Genomic DNA, 16,563 nt, shown 5'->3' on the forward strand with positions numbered 1-16,563 from the left:
TCATGGCCCTGTTCAAGAAGCGCACCGTCGGCAAGCCGGGTGAGTGGTACTACTGCCTGGAGCACAAGAAGGTCGAGGAGGGCCCGGAGTGCCCGGCCAAGGACCGCTTCGGGCCGTACGCCTCCCGGCAGGAGGCCGAGCACGCGATGGAGACCGCCGCCGAGCGCAACCTCCAGTGGGAGAACGACCCGCGCTGGCACGACGCGTCCGCGCGGGGGAGCGCCGACGACGAGTGATCACGCCTGTACGGCCGTGCGCCGCTCGCGCATGCGTACCGCGTGCTCGTTGGTCCGGGCGTCGTACGTCATGAGGCCCGGCAGGCAGAGCGTGAGCAGGCCGACGGCGCCCGCGCAGGCCAGGCCGCCGGCGACGACCGAGGTCCGCAGGCCCGCCCAGGCGGCGAGACCGCCCGCCCGGACCTGGCCGAGCCGAGGGCCGACCGAGTACGACAGCAGCTCGATCCCGGCGAGCCGGCCGCGCAGCTCGTCCGGGATCGTCTGGTTCCACATGGCGGCCCGGAAGATCCCGGAGACCATGTCGAAGCCGCCGCCGACGGTCAGGAAGAGCAGCACCAGCCACACGTTCCCGCACAGCCCGGCCGCCGCGACCGCCAGGCCCCAGCCCGTCGCCGCCAGCACCACCATCAGCCCGTGCCGGTGCACCCGGGAGGCCCAGCCGCTGGTCAGGCTCACGAGGAGGGAGCCGGCCGGTACGGACGCGTACATCAGGCCGAGCGCCCAGTCGGCGTGCAGTTCGTCCGCGAGGAACGGCAGCACGGCGAGCGGCATGGCCAGGGACATCGCCCCGAGGTCCACGACGTAGGTCCCGAGGAGCTCCGCAGTGGACTTCACCAGGTCCGCTCAGCTAGGCAGCGGTGGGGCGGGGCTCGACGGAGCGGCCGGGTGCCGTGGCCCGTCGTCGTCGCACCCGCCCGCCCGCGCCGTCTCGGGCCGTTCGGTCGAGCCTCGGCCGAGCCGGGTGGGCGGGCGCAGTTCGGCCGGGCCGGGTGGCGGGCGCGTCACCAAGGGGCCGGGGGCGGTGCCGTCAGGGCTTCCGCCAGGCGGGACAAGCGGTCACGGAAGCCCCGCCGAGCCCTCGGCGAGCCGCCGTTCTCGCCCGCTGCCGCGCCGACCAGGTGCTGGACCGTGTCCAGGTCCAACTCCGCCCCCTCCGGCACCGCCAGCGACTCATGGGCCATCGCGGCCAGCTCGCCCCCGTCCGCGCCCAGCGCCAGCACCGTCACCCCGGCCCGCCGAGCCGCGTGCACGTGCTCCAGCAGCGGCGCGGGCTCCTCGGGCGCCACGACCAGCAGCGTCTCACCGCGCCGTGCCGCCTCGATCCGGCCGGGTCCGACGGCCAGGTGGGGCGGGTCCGAGGGGCGCACCCGGTGCCGTACGAGCGTCGGCGCCAGCTCCGGCGTACCCGACCACGCGGCCTCGTCCACCAGATGCGCCGCCAGGTGCCACGGCTCGTACTCCGGCGTGCCCACCAGCAGCAGCCCGCCCCCGTGCGCCACCACCGATCCGCGCAGCACCCCCGCGAACCTCCGGGTGGCCCCCAGCCACTCCGTCCCGGCGAGCACTTCGCGCAGCAACGCGACCCGTACGGCGTCCATGCGCCCGCATCCTGCCGCAACCGGCCACCTTTGACGCCCGGTTCACCCGGAATTCGCCCGCCCCGGGGACATGACATCCATCAGTTCATCCGGGACGTAGAGTCGGGCCCATGACCTCTACGACCTCTTCCGGCCCCTCTTCCGACAAGGCCCCCGCCAAGGACCCCTGGGACCTGCCCGACGTCTCCGGGTACGTCGTCGGTGTCCTCGGCGGCACCGGCCCGCAGGGCAAGGGCCTCGCCTACCGCCTCGCCCGGGCCGGCCAGAAGGTGATCATCGGTTCCCGGTCCGCCGAGCGGGCGCAGGCCGCCGCCGGGGAACTCGGGCACGGCGTCGAGGGCGCCGACAACGCCGAGACCGCGCGCCGCAGCGACATCGTGATCGTCGCCGTACCGTGGGACGGCCACGGTGACACGCTGACGGCCCTGCGCGAGGACCTGTCCGGCAAGCTCGTCGTCGACTGCGTCAACCCGCTCGGCTTCGACAAGAAGGGCGCCTACGCCCTCAAGCCCGAGGAGGGCAGCGCCGCCGAGCAGGCCGCCGCCCTGCTGCCGGACTCCCGGGTCACCGCCGCCTTCCACCACCTGTCCGCCGTCCTGCTCCAGGACCCCGAGATCGACGAGATCGACACCGACGTCATGGTGCTCGGCGAGCAGCGGGCCGACGTGGAGATCGTGCAGGCCCTCGCCGGGCGCATCCCCGGCATGCGCGGCATCTTCGCCGGGCGGCTGCGCAACGCCCACCAGGTCGAGTCGCTCGTCGCGAACCTGATCTCCGTCAACCGCCGCTACAAGGCACACGCCGGGCTCCGCCTGACCGACGTGTGAGCGGATGGGGGACACTGGTGGGCGCCAGCAGTGTCCCCCACAGCACCCGAAAGCGACTCCGATGCCCCGACTCGCCCTGTACGCCCTGGTCGTCTGCGCCCTCGCCGTGGCCGCCGCCGTCGTCTCCTTCGTCCAGGGCAGCTGGCTGGGGATCGTCTGGGTGCTGCTGGCGGGCCTGTCGTCCAACATGGCCTGGTACTACACCAAGCGTGGCCGGCAGGCGCGGGCCGCCGGGCAGGGCGAGTCCGTCACGGGCTGACCGCGCAGATCTCCGGGGTGCCGCGCCAGAAGCGGTACAGCTCCTGGCCGCAATAGCTGGAGTAGTCGTCGACGCCCAGGGCGCGCAGGATCGCGTCGATCGCGTCGAAGAACACATGGTTGACCGACGGCACCCACAGCAGCGCGAACACGAACAGCAGCCCGAACGGCGCGAACGGCGCCACCTGCCGCTTCACCTGGTACGACAGCCACGGCTCGATGACGCCGTAGCCGTCCAGGCCCGGCACCGGCAGGAAGTTCAGGATCGCCGCCGTCACCTGGAGCAGACCCAGGAACGCCAGCGCGAACCGGAAGTCCGCGGGCACCCCGTCCAGCGCGTGCAGCCAGAACGGGGCGGTGCACACGGCCGCGAACAGCACGTTCGTCAGCGGGCCCGCCGCCGAGATCAGGCTGTGCTTCCAGCGGCCCCGGATCCGGTCGCGCTCGATGAACACCGCGCCGCCGGGCAGACCGATCCCGCCCATGATCAGGAAGAGCACCGGGAGCAGGATGCTCAGCTGCGCGTGCGTGTACTTCAGCGGGTTCAGCGTGAGATAGCCCTTGGCGCCCACCGTGATGTCCCCGCCGTGCAGGGCCGTGCGCGCGTGCGCGTACTCGTGCAGACACAGTGAGACGACCCAGGCCGCCGTCACGAACAGGAAGATCGCCACGCCCCGCTGCGTCGCGAACCCGGTCCAGGTGGCCCATCCGGTCACCGCCGTCACGGCCAGGATCCCGAGGAACACGGGACTGACGGCGTGGTCGCCGCGGCGGGTGGTGGCGGTGGTCATGGGCAGGGCTCCTGCTGGTGTCTCGGGTGGGCCGGGGTCGACCGTACCGGTGATGTGAGGGAAACGTCCCGCGGACGGCCAGAGGTTCCGTCCGGAACCCAGGAGCGGCACCCGGCCGTCCCCGGAGACAATGGACCCCGTGCGCTTTTCGCTTCTCGGCTCCACCCAGGCACTCCGCTCCGACGGTACGCCCGTCCCGGTCGGCGGGGCGCGGTTGCGTGCCCTGCTGAGTGTGCTGGCGCTCCGGGCCGGGCGGGCCGTGCCCGTGGGCGTGCTCGTGGACGAGGTGTGGGGTGCCGACCCGCCCGCCGACGCCGCCGGGGCGCTCCAGGCGCTGGTCGGCCGGCTGCGCCGTACCCTCGGCGCGGACGCCGTCGTCTCCGCCGACGGCGGCTACCGGCTCACCGCCGCGCCCGACGACGTCGACCTCACCCGGTTCGACCGGCTGACCGGCGAGGGCCTCGCGGCCCTCGCCGACGGCGACCCGGCCAAGGCCGCCGCCGTCCTGGACGACGCGCTCGCCCTGTGGCACGGCCCCGCCCTCGCCGACCTGCCCGATCACTCCGCCGAGGCGGCCCGCTGGGAGACCCGTCGGCTGGACGCGCTGCGCGCCCGGCACACGGCCGCCCTCGCCCTCGGCCACGCCGAGCAGGCGCTGCCCGAGCTGACCGCGCTGTGCGACGAGCACCCGCTGGACGAACCGCTCCAGGCACTGCGGCTGCGCGCCCTGCGCGACACCGGCCGCCCCGCCCAGGCGCTCGCCGCCCACGAGGACGTACGACGCCTCCTCGCGGACCGGCTCGGCACCGACCCCGGACCCGAACTGCGCGCCCTGCACGCCGAGTTGCTGACCGCCGAAGCCCCGGAGCCCCCGAAACCGGAGCCCCGGCCCGCCGTGGGCAACCTGCCCGCCCGGCTCACCTCCTTCGTGGGCCGGGAAGCCGACATCGAGGCCATCGGCGCCGATCTCGCGCGGGCCCGGCTGGTCACCCTGCTCGGGCCGGGCGGCGCCGGCAAGACCCGGCTGTCCCTGGAGGCCGCCGAGGCGGTCCGGCACACCGTCCGGGACGGGGTGTGGCTGGCCGAGCTGGCCCCCGTGGACGACCCCGAGGCCGTACCGCAGGCCGTCGTCACCGCCATAGGTGCCCGCGAGACCGTGCTGCACGGCGCCGGCGTCGAGGGCATGCGCGCGGTCGCCGACCGGCACGACGAACCCCTGGAGCGGCTCCTGGAGCACTGCGCCCGGCGCCGGATGCTGATCATCCTCGACAACTGCGAGCACGTCGTGGAGGCCGCGGCCGAACTGGTGGACCGGTTGCTGTCCCGCTGCCCGGGGCTGGTCGTCCTCGCCACCAGCCGCGAACCCCTCGGTGTGCCGGGGGAGCTGCTGCGGCCGGTGGAGCCGCTGCCGGAGCCGGTCGCGCTGCGGCTGCTGGCCGAGCGGGGCGCGGCGGCCCGGCCCGGGTTCCGTACCGAGGACGATCCGGAAGGCTGCGCCGAGATCTGCCGGCGGCTCGACGGGCTGCCCCTCGCGATCGAGCTGGCCGCGGCCCGGCTGCGCATGCTCACCCCCGGGCAGATAGCGGCCCGGCTGGACGACCGCTTCCGGCTGCTCACCTCCGGCAGCCGTACCGTCCTGCCCCGCCAGCAGACCCTGCGGGCCGTCGTGGACTGGTCCTGGGATCTGCTGGACGCGGACGAACGCGATGTCCTCGCCCGGCTGTCGGTGTTCGCGGGCGGCTGCGACCTGGCCGCCGCCGAGGCCGTCTGCGGCCCGTTCGCGCTCGACGCGCTCGGCTCGCTGGTCGACAAGTCCCTTGTCGTGGCCGTCCCTTCGAGCGACGGGGAGATGCGCTACCGGCTGCTGGAGACCGTCGCCGAGTACGCCGCCGAACGGCTCGCCGAGTCCGGGCGCCGGAGCGAGGCGGAGCGCGCCCATCTGACGTACTACCGCGAACTCGCCCGCGCCACCGACCCGTTGCTGCGCGGCCCCGAACAGCGCACCGCCATCGACCGGTTCCAGCTGGAGTACGAGAACCTGCGCACCGCCCTGCGGCACGCCGTGACCCTCGGCGACGAGCAGGAGGCGCTGTGCCTGGTGCTGTCCCTGCTGTGGTTCTGGCAGATGCGCGACCAGCGCATCGAGACCCGCAACTGGTGCCGGGAGGTCATGGCGCTCGGCCCCGACCCGTTCGCCGCGCCGGCCCGCCCGGCCCGACCGGTGCCGGAGCGCTGCACCGACGCCCCGCCTCCGTACGGCGGCGAGGTCCTCGCCGAGGCCCGGCGCGGTGTCCATCTGGCCCATCTCGCCTGCATGGAGACCGAGTTGGAGGCCTGGCAGACCCCCGAGGCGCAGGCCAAGCTGCGGGTCATCAGCGAGGTGTACGAGCCCGGCCTGCCGCAGACCTGCCGGGCCCCGGGCATGCTGTGGTTCTTCGCCGAGATGCTGACCGGCGGCATGGACCGGCTGCGCACGATCATCGATGCCACCGTGGAGACCTGCCGGAACACCCCCGGTTTCGAGTGGGAGCTGGCCTGCGCCCTCCAGATGCGCGCGGGCCTCCTCGCCAACCGCACCGCCTGGGCGGGCGACGCCTCTCGCGACGCCGACGAGGCGCTGGAGATCTACCGCCGCCTCGGTGACGCGTGGGGCACCGCCGAGGCGCTGTCCGCGCGCGGCGAGGCCCATGAGCGCAAGGGCGCCTACGCTGCCGCCGCCGCCGACTACCAGGCCGCCATCGCGTACGCCGAACGCCTCGGCGCCCGCGCCCAGATGGCCATCCTGCGTGCCCGGCTCGGCAGCGTGCTCATGGAGCAGGGCGAACTGGAGCGCGGCGAGCAGATGCTCCGCGACGTCATCGCCAGTCAGGACGGCGCCCTCAACGAGGCCATGCCCTTCGCCCGGCTGTTCCTCGCCTGCTGGCTCGGCCTGGACGGCCGCACCGGCGAGGCGCGCGAGCAACTCCGGCTGCTGCGCGAGGAGTTCAAGATCGCGCACTTCGTGGTCTTCGACGCGATGATCCTCGTCCAGGAGGCCTGGCTGGACGCCCTCGACCGGCTGGCGGACCCGGCCCTGGCCCGCGTCCGCCAGGCGCTGCGGCTGGCCATGGACCCGCTGTCCGAGGCCATCAGCCCGCACCTGCCCTCCGTTTGCCTCACCGTCGCCGCGATGGCCCTGGCCGAGCGCGGCGAGGCGGGTGCCGTGGCCGGGGCCCGCTGTCTGGGCGCCGCCGACGCCGTGACGCCGCCCGGCCATGTCGTCTCCGGCGTGGAGCGCCGGGTGCACGATCTGACCGAGGCCCGGATCCGCGAGCGGCTCGACGCGGCCGCGTACGCGGCCGCGTACGCCGAGGGCGGTGGCCTCTCCCTCGCGGAGGCCACCGCCCTCGTGTGACGCGCGGGCGTCAGCTCTTCGTACGGAACTTGTGGATGGCGATCGGTCCCATGACCGCCGTGATCGCCACCGACCAGCCCACGGTCACCCACAGATCGTGGGCCACCGGGCCGCCGATCATCAGCCCGCGGGCCGCGTCCGCGAGCGTGGACAGCGGGTTGTAGTCGGTGAAGTGCCGCAGCCAGCCGGGCATCGAGTTCGTCGGCGCGAAGATCGAGGAGCCGAACTGCAGCGGGAACAGCACGAGGAAGCCCACGCCCTGCACCGACTGCGCGTTCTTCAGCATCACGCCGAGGGTGAGGAACACCCACATGATCGAGGAGGCGAACAGCGCGGACAGGCCCACGGTCGCGAACAGTCCGGCCCAGTGGTGGATGTGGAAGCCCACCAGGGCGGAGACGACCATCAGGATGACCGTGGCGAACAGCATCCGCCCCAGCTCCACGGCGATCTTCGCGAACAGCACCGAGCCGCGTCCGATCGGCAGGGTGCGGAACCGGTCCATCACACCGCTGTTGAAGTCCTGGCTGAACCCGGTGCCGACCCCCTGGGACAGGGTCATGCTCATCATCGCCAGCATGCCGGGGATGACGTACTGCACGTACTGGTCCTGGCCGCCGCCCAGCGCCTGGCCGATCGAGCCGCCGAAGACGTACACGAACAGCAGCGTGAAGACGATCGGCATGAACAGCGCGTCGAACATCGACTCCGGGTCCTGGCGGATCCAGAGCAGATTGCGGCGGATGAGCGCGCCGGTGTGCCGCAGATGCCCGCGCAGCGGGATCCGTACGTCGGCGTCGGTGGTCAGGGAGATCGTCATGGTCGTGGCGCTCATACGGCGACCTCCTCGCGGGAGTCGGCGGGCGTGGTCTGCTGCGGGGTGCCGGCCCGGTGGCCGGTGAGGGACAGGAACACCTCGTCCAGGCTGGGCAGTTCGGTGGTGATGGAGGAGATCGTGATGCCGCGCGCGGTGACCGCGCCGACCACGGCGGTCAGCTGCTCGTCGCTGAGGACCGGCACCAGCAGCGAGCCGGTCTCGGGGTCCACGGTGGTGGTGGCGAGCCCGGTGATACCGAGCTCGTCCAGCATGGCGGCGAGCGGCCGCAGCTCGGCCGGGTCGAGGGGCCGCACGCGCAGGGTACGACCGCCGACCTTGGCCTTCAGCTCCTCGATCCCGCCGCCCGCGATGACCTTGCCCCGGTCCACCACGGTGAGCTCGGAGGCGAGCTGTTCGGCCTCCTCCATGTACTGGGTGGTGAGCAGCACGGTGACTCCGTCGCCGACCATGGCCTTGACCTCGTCCCACACCTCGTTGCGGGTGCGGGGGTCCAGCCCGGTGGTCGGCTCGTCGAGGTAGAGAACGGCCGGCCGGCCGATCATGGACGCGGCGAGGTCCAGCCGCCGTCGCATACCGCCGGAGTACGTGCTTGCCGGCCGCTTGGCCGCCTCGGTGAGGGAGAACCGCTCCAGCAGCTCGTCGGCCCGTGCGCGGGCGTCCTTGCGGGGGAGGTCGAGCAGCCGCCCGATCATGTACAGGTTCTCCCAGCCGGGCAGCTTCTCGTCGACGGAGGCGTACTGCCCGGTGAGCCCTATGACCCGGCGCAGCTGCCGGGGCTGGCGTACGACGTCGTAGCCGGCCACGGTGGCCCGGCCGGCGTCGGGGGTGATCAGGGTGGACAGGATCCGTACGAGGGTGGTCTTGCCGGCGCCGTTCGGCCCGAGCACGCCCATCACGGTGCCCTCGCGCACATCCAGGTCGACGCCGTCCAGCGCCTTGGTCTCGCCGTAGTGCTTGACCAGCCCCCGCACCGTCACTGCGCGGCTCTCGCCGACGGGGTTGTCATCGATTCGTGTCATGGCAGAGACGGTGCCAGGGCCTGCCGACAATCCACCGACAGACCACCGACAGCCACCGACAACCTCCCGACGACCACCGCAACCATCGATTGAGGAACCACGACGGCGGGCAACCACCTCCGCGAGAGCGGCTCCGGTTCAGGCGCAAAGGGGGGCAGCCCGCCGACGGGGGAAGATCGGCGGGCTGCCCGGGGTGTTTCCGCAGTGGCTCAGTGGCGACGCCTAGTGGACGGAGTGCTCCTCCAGCGGGAACGTTCCGCCGACGACGTCCTCCGCGAACTCCTTCACCGCGTTCGACATGACCTCACGCAGATCGGCGTACTTCTTGACGAACTTCGGGACCCGCCCGGAGGTCAGCCCCAGCATGTCCGTCCAGACCAGGACCTGCGCGTCCGTCTCGGGCCCGGCGCCGATACCGACCGTCGGGATGTGCAGCACCCGCGTCACCTCGGCCGCCAGCTCCGCCGGAACCAGCTCCAGCACGACGGCGAACGCACCCGCGTCCTGCACCGCCTTGGCGTCCCGCAGCAGCTGCTGCGCCGCCTCCTCGCCGCGCCCCTGCACGCGGTAGCCCATCGCGTTCACGGACTGCGGGGTCAGCCCGATGTGCGCCATCACCGGGATGCCGGACTCCACCAGCAGCCGGATCTGCTCGTGCGAGCGCTCGCCGCCCTCCAGCTTGACCGCGCCGACCCCGGCCTCCTTCACCAGCCGGGTCGCCGAGCGCAGCGCCTGCACCGGGCCCTCCTGGTACGAGCCGAAGGGGAGGTCGCCCACGATCAGGGCGCGCTGGGTGCCGCGCACGACGGCGGCGGACAGCATGGTCATCTCGTCCAGCGTGACGGGTACGGTCGTCTCGTACCCCAGGTGGCAGTTGCCCGCCGAGTCGCCGACCAGGATCACCGGGATCCCGGCCTCGTCGAAGACGGACGCGGTCATCGCGTCGTAAGCGGTGAGCATGGGCCACTTCTCGCCGCGTTCCTTGGCGAGGGCGATGTCGCGCACAGTGATACGGCGTGTGCCCTTGCCCCCGTACAGCGCCTTGCTGCCGTCGGTGGGCCTCGTCTGGGCAGCCGAAAGCTGCGTCATTGCAACGGCTCCTTCAGTCATCTCGTGGCGCCCTTACGGCGTCCCCGGATCGTCTCCATGGTGGCACTTCGTGCCGGGCACGGCCAGGGGGACCCCCTGTGATCCCGTCGAGAACGGCTGCGGTCCCGCCATGTAAGGCCTTGGTAAAGAAATTAGATACGAGACCGTTCCGTATCGAAATGCTCGTAGCCTCGAACACATGACAAGTCCCGTCCCTGCCTCCCGGATACCGGAAGCGGTGCACCGGCGCCGGTGGGCGATCCTCGGTGTGCTGATGCTGAGCCTGCTCATCGTGGTGCTCGACAACTCGATCCTGAACGTCGCGATCAAGACCATCTCCAGCCCGGCGCCCACCGGCCTCGGCGCCAGTCAGGGCCAGATCGAGTGGGCGATCAACGCCTACACCCTCGTCTTCGCCGGCCTGCTCTTCACCGCCGGCCTCGTCGGCGACCGCCTCGGCCGCAAGAAGGTGCTGATCAGCGGCATCGCCGTGTTCGGCATCGGCTCCGCCCTGGCCGCCGAGTCCGGCTCCCCGGGCCAGCTGATCGCCTTCCGCGCCCTGATGGCCCTCGGTGCCGCCTTCGTCATGCCCTCCACCCTCGCCGTGCTGATGAACGTCTTCGAGCGCGAGGAGCAGCCCAAGGCCATCGGCATCTGGGCCGGCGGTGTCGGCCTCGCCATCGCCGTCGGGCCGATCACCGGCGGCGCCCTGCTCGACCACTTCTGGTGGGGCTCGGTCTTCTTCGTGAACGTGCCGATCGTGATCGTCGCGCTGATCCTGATGACCTGGCTGGTGCCCGACTCCCGCGACCCGAAGCCCGGCCGCCTCGATCCGGTCGGCGTGCTCCTGTCCGTCGTCGGTCTCGTCCTGCTGGTCTACGGCGTGATCAAGGGCGGCGAGCTGGCCGACTTCACGGACGCGAAGGTGCTGGCGACCATCGGCGCCGGTCTCGCCGTCCTCGTCGCCTTCGTCGTCTTCGAGAAGCGCAGCGACCACCCGTCCCTGGACGTCACCTACTTCAAGAACAAGATCTTCTCGGCCGCCATGGGCGCCATCGCGCTCTCGTTCTTCGCACTCATGGGCGTCACGTTCTTCGGCGTCTTCTACACCCAGAGCGTGCGCGGCTACTCGCCGCTGGAATCCGGCGTGCTGTTGCTGCCGCTCGCCGCCGCGCAGCTGATCTTCGCACCGCGCGCCCGGCTGCTCGTCGAGCGGTTCGGCAACCGTGCCACCACCACGGCCGGCATGGTGCTGATCGCCGCGACGCTCGCCGCGTTCGCCGGCTTCGAGGCCGACACGCCCATCTGGCTGCTGGAGGTCGTGTTCTTCCTCATGGGCACCGGTATGGCGCACATCATGACGCCGACCTCGGTCGTCATCATGCAGGCCCTGCCCCGCGAGAAGGCCGGCTCCGCCTCCGCGCTGAGCAACACCTTCCGCCAGGTCGGCGGCGCCCTCGGCATCGCCGTGCTCGGCTCGGTGCTCGCCGCGTCGTACCGGAGCGGCATCGAGGACAAGCTCGGCCTGCTGCCGCCCGCCCTGCGCGACAAGGCCGGCGAGTCCATCGAGGCCACCCTCGGCATCGCCGGCAAGCTCGGCCCGCGGGGCCAGGCCCTGGTCGCCCCCGCCGACCACGCGTTCCTGCACGCCATGCACGTCACCGCCCTGTGCGGTGCGGGCATCGCGCTGATCGGCGCCGTGGTGACCGCCCTGTTCCTGCCGGGCCGGCCGACGGCGGGTCAGGAGGGTCGGAAGGAGCCGGAGTTGGTCGCGGTCGGAGACTGACCCGGACCAGCGGTCGTCCAGCGGTCGTCGAGGGGGGAAGGAGGGGTGCTGCGGCACAATCGCCGCAGCACAGTGAGAGGACGGAAACGACGTGACCCCTGCCGACACCGGCATCGACACCGACACCGGCATCGACACCGACACCGGCATCGACACCAGCACCGACACCGGCATCGACACCGGCGTCGGCGGCCGGACGCGACCCTGCGGTGCCGTGCGGGGCAGGCCCCGCAGCGAGGCCGTGGAACGCGCCATCCTCGAAGGCGTGATGAAGCTCCTGGAGGACGGCGTCCCCCTCGCCGAGCTCTCCATCGAGCGCGTCGCACGCACGGCCGGCGTCGGCAAGGCCACCATCTACCGCCGCTGGAGCGGCAAGGAGGAACTGTTCGTCGACGTCGTACGCGCCGCCGAACCCCCCGACCCCGAACTCCCCGGCACCAGCCTGCGCGACGACCTCGTCGTCCTGCTGGAGTCCCTGCGCGTGCGCGGCCTCGCCAGCCGCTCCTCCGCGATCCTGCACAACGTGTACGCCCAGATGAAATCCAGCCCCAAGGTCTGGGCGGCGTACCACGCCGGCGTCATCGCCCCCCGCCGCGACCTCGTCATCGAGGTGCTGCGGCGGGGGCGGGACAGCGGCGAACTCCGGCCGGACATCGATCTGGAGCTGGCCAACGACCTGTTCGTCGGCCCCATGCTCGTCCGCAGCATCCTGCGCCCCGACGGTGAGCTGCCCGAGGGCCTCGCGGAGGAGATCGTCGACACGGTCCTCACCTGCCTACGACCCGTCAGCTCGACAGCCTCGTAGCATCCATGTGCGCGTTTCGTCACAGACCTCAGGGGTCGCACGGCTGAACGGAACTCGCAGCCCCGCGCCGTTCGTCCTCGACTTCCGTACGGCCGTCATGGGACGGCGGGAACGGAGCCGATCATCCCCTAGGGTCGACAGCGGCACGGGGGGACGACGGTGCACGGCAGGCAGTGAGGCAGGCGGTATGGCGCAGCAGGCGTACGTTTCGGAGACGGTGGGCGACGGCAAGGGGCCGAAGCGACCGGGATCCCGGCTCCGACGCCTGGCACAGCGCCTGTTCTCCGGCTGGCGCGGCGACCCGCGCATCTGGCGCCGGGGCATCGTCCTGGCGGTCCTCGCCCTCCTCCTGGCCCTGGTGATGCTGCTGCACTCGCGCATCCCCAACCAGGTGGGCAACCTCGGCAGCCTCACGGAGACCTTCCTGCCCTGGCTGGGCCTGATCGTCCCGCTGCTGCTGCTCTGCGCCCTGATCCGGAAGTCGGCGACCGCGCTCCTCGCGATCCTCCTCCCGGTGATCGTGTGGCTGAACCTCTTCGGGGGTCTGCTCTTCGACCGCACGGGAACGGGCGGCGACCTGATGGTGGCGACCCACAACGTCAACGCCGACAACCCCGACCCGTCGGCGACCGCCCGCGCGGTCGCCTCCTCCGGCGCCGACGTGCTCGCCCTGGAGGAGATCCCGAACACCGCCGTACCCGTCTACGAGAAGGCGCTCGCGCCGACGTACCGGTACCACGCGGTCGTCGGCACGGTCGGGCTGTGGAGCACGTACCCGATGAGCGACGTGCACGCCGTCGACATCAAGCTCGGCTGGGAACGGGCGATGCGCGCCACCGTGGCGACCCCGAAGGGCCCGATCGCGGTGTACGTCGCCCACCTGCCCTCGGTGCGGGTGAAGATGGCGGCGGGCTTCACCGCCCGCCAGCGGGACAAGAGCGCCGACGCGCTCGGCGAGGCCATCGCCGGCGAGAGCCTGAAGCGGGTCGTCCTGCTCGGTGATCTGAACGGCACGATGAACGACCGTTCACTCAACGCGGTCACCTCCCAGATGCGCTCCACGCAGGGCGCGGCGGGCAGCGGCTTCGGGTTCAGCTGGCCGGCGTCGTTCCCGATGGCGCGGATCGACCAGATCATGGTCAAGGGCGTCGAGCCCAGGAGCTCCTGGACCCTGCCGCGCACCGGCAGCGACCACCTCCCGGTGGCGGCCCGTGTGAAGCTGGACACGTCGTCGTAACCCGCTGGAATACTGGGCCTGAGAGGCTTTGTTCCGTAGCTGAACATAGGCTGTGACGGAACTCCGCTCTCTTACTTCGAAAGGCACAGGCCCTTCATGCCCCTGGCCCTGCTCGCTCTGGCCGTCGGCGCTTTCGGTATCGGTACCACCGAGTTCGTGATGATGGGCCTGCTGCCCGACGTCGCGGACGACCTGCACATCTCCATCCCCACGGCCGGTCACCTGGTCTCGGCGTACGCGCTGGGCGTGGTGATCGGCGCCCCCCTGCTGGCCGCCGTGACGGCGCGGATGTCCCGCCGCACGGTCCTGATCGGCCTGATGGGGCTGTTCGTCGCGGGCAACGCCCTGTCGGCGTTCGCCCCCGGCAACGACTCCCTGCTGGCCGCCCGCTTCCTCAGCGGCCTGCCGCACGGCGCCTTCTTCGGTGTGGGCGCGGTCGTCGCCACGTCGATGGTGCCGCCGGAGCGCAAGGCCCGCTCCGTGTCGCTGATGTTCCTCGGCCTGACCGTCGCCAACGTCGCGGGCGTGCCGGTGGCGACCCTGATGGGCCAGCACCTGGGCTGGCGGGCGACCTTCCTCGGCGTGAGCGTGATCGGCCTGGCGGCGATCGCGTCGCTGGCGCTGCTGATCCCGCACGACAGGACGCACGCCGGGTCGACGGGCGGCCTGCGCGGCGAACTGGCCGCACTGAGGTCCCTGCCGGTCTGGCTCGCGCTCGGTACGACGGTGGCGGGTTTCGGCGCGCTCTTCGCGGCCTACAGCTACGTCACCCCGATGCTGACGGAGTCGGCGGGCTACGCGGAGGGCAGCGTGACCCTGCTCCTGGCCCTGTTCGGCGTGGGCGCGACGGCGGGCAACCTGCTGGGCGGCCGGCTCGCGGACCACTCGCTGCGGGGCACGCTGTTCGGCGGCCTGGCCTCACTGGGTGCCGTGCTGCTGCTGTTCCCGGTACTGATGCGGGCGGAGTGGAGCGCGGCGCTGGCGGTGACCCTGCTCGGCATGGCGGCGTTCATCACGGGTTCGCCGCTCCAGCTGATGGTCATGGAGAAGGCGTCGGCGGCCCCCTCCCTGGCCTCCTCCGCCAACCAGGCGGCCTTCAACCTGGCCAACGCCGGTGGCGCCTGGATCGGCGGCCTGGCCCTCGCGGCGGGCTTCGGCGCCACGTCGCCCGCCCTGGCCGGCGCGGCCCTGGCGGTGCTGGGGCTGGGCGTGGCGGGGGTGGCGTACGCGGTGGACCGGCGGCGGGCGACTCCGTCGGTGGGGCGCGTCGTCACGTCGCACGTGCCGGAGGACCTGGCGGCGCTGCACCGCTGACCCCACGGTCAGCGGTGCAGCGGTCAGCCCCTGGGCCCCGTCGTCAAACTCCCTCCCCCAGCCTTCGGCCGGGAGGTGCCCCCAGCCTCGCGACGCCATGCACGCTCCCCCAAGCTCTTCGAGCAGGGGGACCCCCACTCGCCGCACCGGGCCCTGACCCAGGTACGTCCAGTACGAGGGCCAGGGCCCGGCACGCCGATAGCACGCACCTACAGCGACATCAGCTGCTCCGCAGCGGGCGCGAGGCCCGCCCTCCGGGCGGACGGCAGGAGTTTGACGACGGGCCCTAGCAGACGGCCGATGCGGCCGGCCGGAATCTGTGGCTGAAGTCCAGCGGGATGTCCAGGGCCAGGAAGTTCTTGCCGTTTCCCGTCCTGGCGCGCAGGCGGATCCGGTGCTGGGCCACCGGCACCGTCTCGGGAAGCTGCAGGTTCCATGCCTGCCGCCACGGGCCGGCGGGCGGCCTGGGGTCGCCCGACAGTCTCGCGCCCAGGCCCGCCAAGAGATCGGGCAGCCGGTAGCTTCTGTCCAGCATCTTCACCGGGCCGAACTTCATGACCACACTGCAGGTGACCCGGGTCAGGTCGACGGTCTCCTTGAGATGACCGTCGATCTCCCAGCGGACCTGGCGCCCGAGCCACGGCAGTGCGGGGGTCAACCTGATGTCACGGATGTCCAGGACGTAGGTCTCGTCGCTCGCGTCCTCCACCAGGCGCATGGCTCACCTCGCTCACCCTGCGGTGTGTCGTCTCGGTGTCTCGGACAACCCGGGCGCGGCCGGTGCGCGCGCCCACGGGAGGCGCCTCGCGTTCGGCCCAGGGCCGGGGTGTGCGCGGCGCGGGGTTGCCGGACAATGATCGGGACAGGAGCCCCGGCCCGATTCCGGCGGGCCGGGGCTCCACGTGATGCAGTCGGTTCCGGACTAGGCCTCGTGGCCCTTGACCACGCGGAAGCTGGCCAGCACGCCGTCCTCGACCTTGACGCCCTCGGGGGGGCACGCGTGCACGCCGAAGCTGGAGCTGTGGGGGCCGACGGTGGCGATGGGGGCGCCGTTGTCGCAGACCGCTCCGCGGAAGACCTCGACGGTCTTGTGGCTGTCGTTGCGGATGTTCAGGGTCTTGGCACCCAGGCCGCTGATGACGGTGATGCAGTCACCCGGGTGGGGGCTGTACGACCGCTCGTTGATCTCGATCCGGCCCTCGTGCCGGCGGCCCCGGTTCTCCTCCCCCCGGCCCTCGTTGCCCTTGCCCCAGTTCTCGTTGCCCTTGCCGGAGTCGCCGCCCTGCGGCGCGACGAAGGCAGCCGCCGGAGCAGCCTGAGGAACCGGAGCGGAAGCAGCCGAGGCGTACGTGATGCCGGTCGCGGCAAGAGCTGCGGCGGCCCCGACGGCAGCGGTCACCATGGTGGATCGTGCGAGCTTCATGTCGCTTCTCCTGTCTCGTATCTCCGAGGTGCCGGCCCGTCAGCCGGCTCGGGAACGAACATACCCATCGCGGTCATATCAGTCATACCGGAAAGTCGACGTGAGGGCCGATCAGGGTATTTGTGACCTCGGGTGCCGCCCCTCCGGGACGCTGACGTCCGTCTCAA

General features: G+C 72.1%; 15 protein-coding genes and 1 pseudogene. 8 read left to right on the forward strand and 8 right to left on the reverse strand.

The window, feature by feature from the left end; translation table 11 throughout:
• The first annotated feature begins 2 nt into the window (after positions 1-2).
• Positions 3-236, forward strand: coding sequence for a hypothetical protein (locus tag O1G22_RS29745; protein ID WP_225097102.1), 234 nt, complete (start codon positions 3-5; stop codon positions 234-236).
• On the opposite strand, the pseudogene O1G22_RS29750 reads toward O1G22_RS29745, so the two are convergent.
• Both O1G22_RS29750 and O1G22_RS29755 read right to left on the reverse strand, forming a co-directional pair.
• Positions 237-845 (reverse strand): annotated as a pseudogene (locus tag O1G22_RS29750) (MFS transporter); the annotation flags it as partial.
• Between the two features lie 173 nt (positions 846-1,018).
• The gene (locus O1G22_RS29755; RefSeq protein WP_270084130.1) at positions 1,019-1,615 is read right to left on the reverse strand and encodes a hypothetical protein; all 597 of its coding nucleotides are present in this window, start codon (positions 1,613-1,615) and stop codon (positions 1,019-1,021) included.
• 110 nt (positions 1,616-1,725) lie between these two features.
• Between O1G22_RS29755 and npdG the strand changes: the two genes are divergently transcribed.
• Positions 1,726-2,442: an NADPH-dependent F420 reductase gene (gene npdG / locus O1G22_RS29760; protein ID WP_270084131.1), complete on the forward strand. Its 717-nt coding sequence runs from the start codon at positions 1,726-1,728 to the stop codon at positions 2,440-2,442.
• A gap of 4 nt (positions 2,443-2,446) precedes the next feature.
• Positions 2,447-2,701: a hypothetical protein gene (locus O1G22_RS29765; RefSeq protein ID WP_270084132.1), complete on the forward strand. Its 255-nt coding sequence runs from the start codon at positions 2,447-2,449 to the stop codon at positions 2,699-2,701.
• Here the strand turns inward: O1G22_RS29765 and O1G22_RS29770 are convergent.
• Positions 2,691-3,491, reverse strand: a complete 801-nt coding sequence (locus O1G22_RS29770) for a site-2 protease family protein (protein ID WP_270084133.1) — start codon at positions 3,489-3,491, stop codon at positions 2,691-2,693. The two genes, O1G22_RS29765 and O1G22_RS29770, sit on opposite strands and share 11 nt — an antisense overlap.
• 130 nt (positions 3,492-3,621) lie before the next feature.
• Between O1G22_RS29770 and O1G22_RS29775 the strand changes: the two genes are divergently transcribed.
• A complete protein-coding gene (locus tag O1G22_RS29775; protein ID WP_270084134.1) occupies positions 3,622-6,885 on the forward strand; it encodes an ATP-binding protein in 3,264 nt (1,087 codons plus the stop codon).
• Positions 6,886-6,895: 10 nt separating this feature from the next.
• Here O1G22_RS29775 and O1G22_RS29780 read toward each other — a convergent pair whose 3' ends face one another.
• The 3 genes from O1G22_RS29780 to panB all read right to left on the reverse strand — a co-directional run bounded on the left by O1G22_RS29780 (position 6,896) and on the right by panB (position 9,831).
• Positions 6,896-7,720, reverse strand: a complete 825-nt coding sequence (locus O1G22_RS29780; protein WP_270084135.1) for an ABC transporter permease — start codon at positions 7,718-7,720, stop codon at positions 6,896-6,898.
• The gene (locus tag O1G22_RS29785; protein WP_270084136.1) at positions 7,717-8,742 is read right to left on the reverse strand and encodes an ATP-binding cassette domain-containing protein; all 1,026 of its coding nucleotides are present in this window, start codon (positions 8,740-8,742) and stop codon (positions 7,717-7,719) included. Before O1G22_RS29785 ends, O1G22_RS29780 begins: the two co-directional genes overlap by 4 nt.
• Before the next feature lie 222 nt (positions 8,743-8,964).
• Entirely contained in the window at positions 8,965-9,831 is an 867-nt protein-coding gene (gene panB / locus O1G22_RS29790; protein WP_270084137.1) for a 3-methyl-2-oxobutanoate hydroxymethyltransferase, read from the reverse strand.
• Between the two features lie 199 nt (positions 9,832-10,030).
• On the opposite strand from panB, the gene O1G22_RS29795 reads away from it, so the two are divergent.
• From O1G22_RS29795 to O1G22_RS29810, 4 genes are all read left to right on the forward strand, one after another.
• Complete coding sequence (locus tag O1G22_RS29795; RefSeq protein ID WP_270084138.1) at positions 10,031-11,617, forward strand: MFS transporter; 1,587 nt, start codon at positions 10,031-10,033, stop codon at positions 11,615-11,617.
• A 268-nt stretch (positions 11,618-11,885) separates the two neighbouring features.
• Entirely contained in the window at positions 11,886-12,422 is a 537-nt protein-coding gene (locus O1G22_RS29800; protein ID WP_263636089.1) for a TetR/AcrR family transcriptional regulator, read from the forward strand.
• Between the two features lie 187 nt (positions 12,423-12,609).
• The gene (locus O1G22_RS29805) at positions 12,610-13,659 is read left to right on the forward strand and encodes an endonuclease/exonuclease/phosphatase family protein (protein WP_270084139.1); all 1,050 of its coding nucleotides are present in this window, start codon (positions 12,610-12,612) and stop codon (positions 13,657-13,659) included.
• A gap of 96 nt (positions 13,660-13,755) precedes the next feature.
• On the forward strand, positions 13,756-14,973 hold the full coding sequence (locus O1G22_RS29810) for an MFS transporter (RefSeq protein WP_270084140.1): 1,218 nt from the start codon (positions 13,756-13,758) through the stop codon (positions 14,971-14,973).
• A 286-nt stretch (positions 14,974-15,259) separates the two neighbouring features.
• On the opposite strand, the gene O1G22_RS29815 is transcribed toward O1G22_RS29810, so the two are convergent.
• The gene (locus tag O1G22_RS29815) at positions 15,260-15,691 is read right to left on the reverse strand and encodes a hypothetical protein (protein WP_270084141.1); all 432 of its coding nucleotides are present in this window, start codon (positions 15,689-15,691) and stop codon (positions 15,260-15,262) included.
• A 204-nt stretch (positions 15,692-15,895) separates the two neighbouring features.
• Positions 15,896-16,396: a hypothetical protein gene (locus tag O1G22_RS29820; RefSeq protein WP_270084142.1), complete on the reverse strand. Its 501-nt coding sequence runs from the start codon at positions 16,394-16,396 to the stop codon at positions 15,896-15,898.
• Positions 16,397-16,563: the final 167 nt, after the last annotated feature.

It is taken from the genome of Streptomyces camelliae (genome assembly GCF_027625935.1).
In the GTDB taxonomy this organism is placed as follows: Bacteria; Actinomycetota; Actinomycetes; order Streptomycetales; family Streptomycetaceae; genus Streptomyces; species Streptomyces camelliae.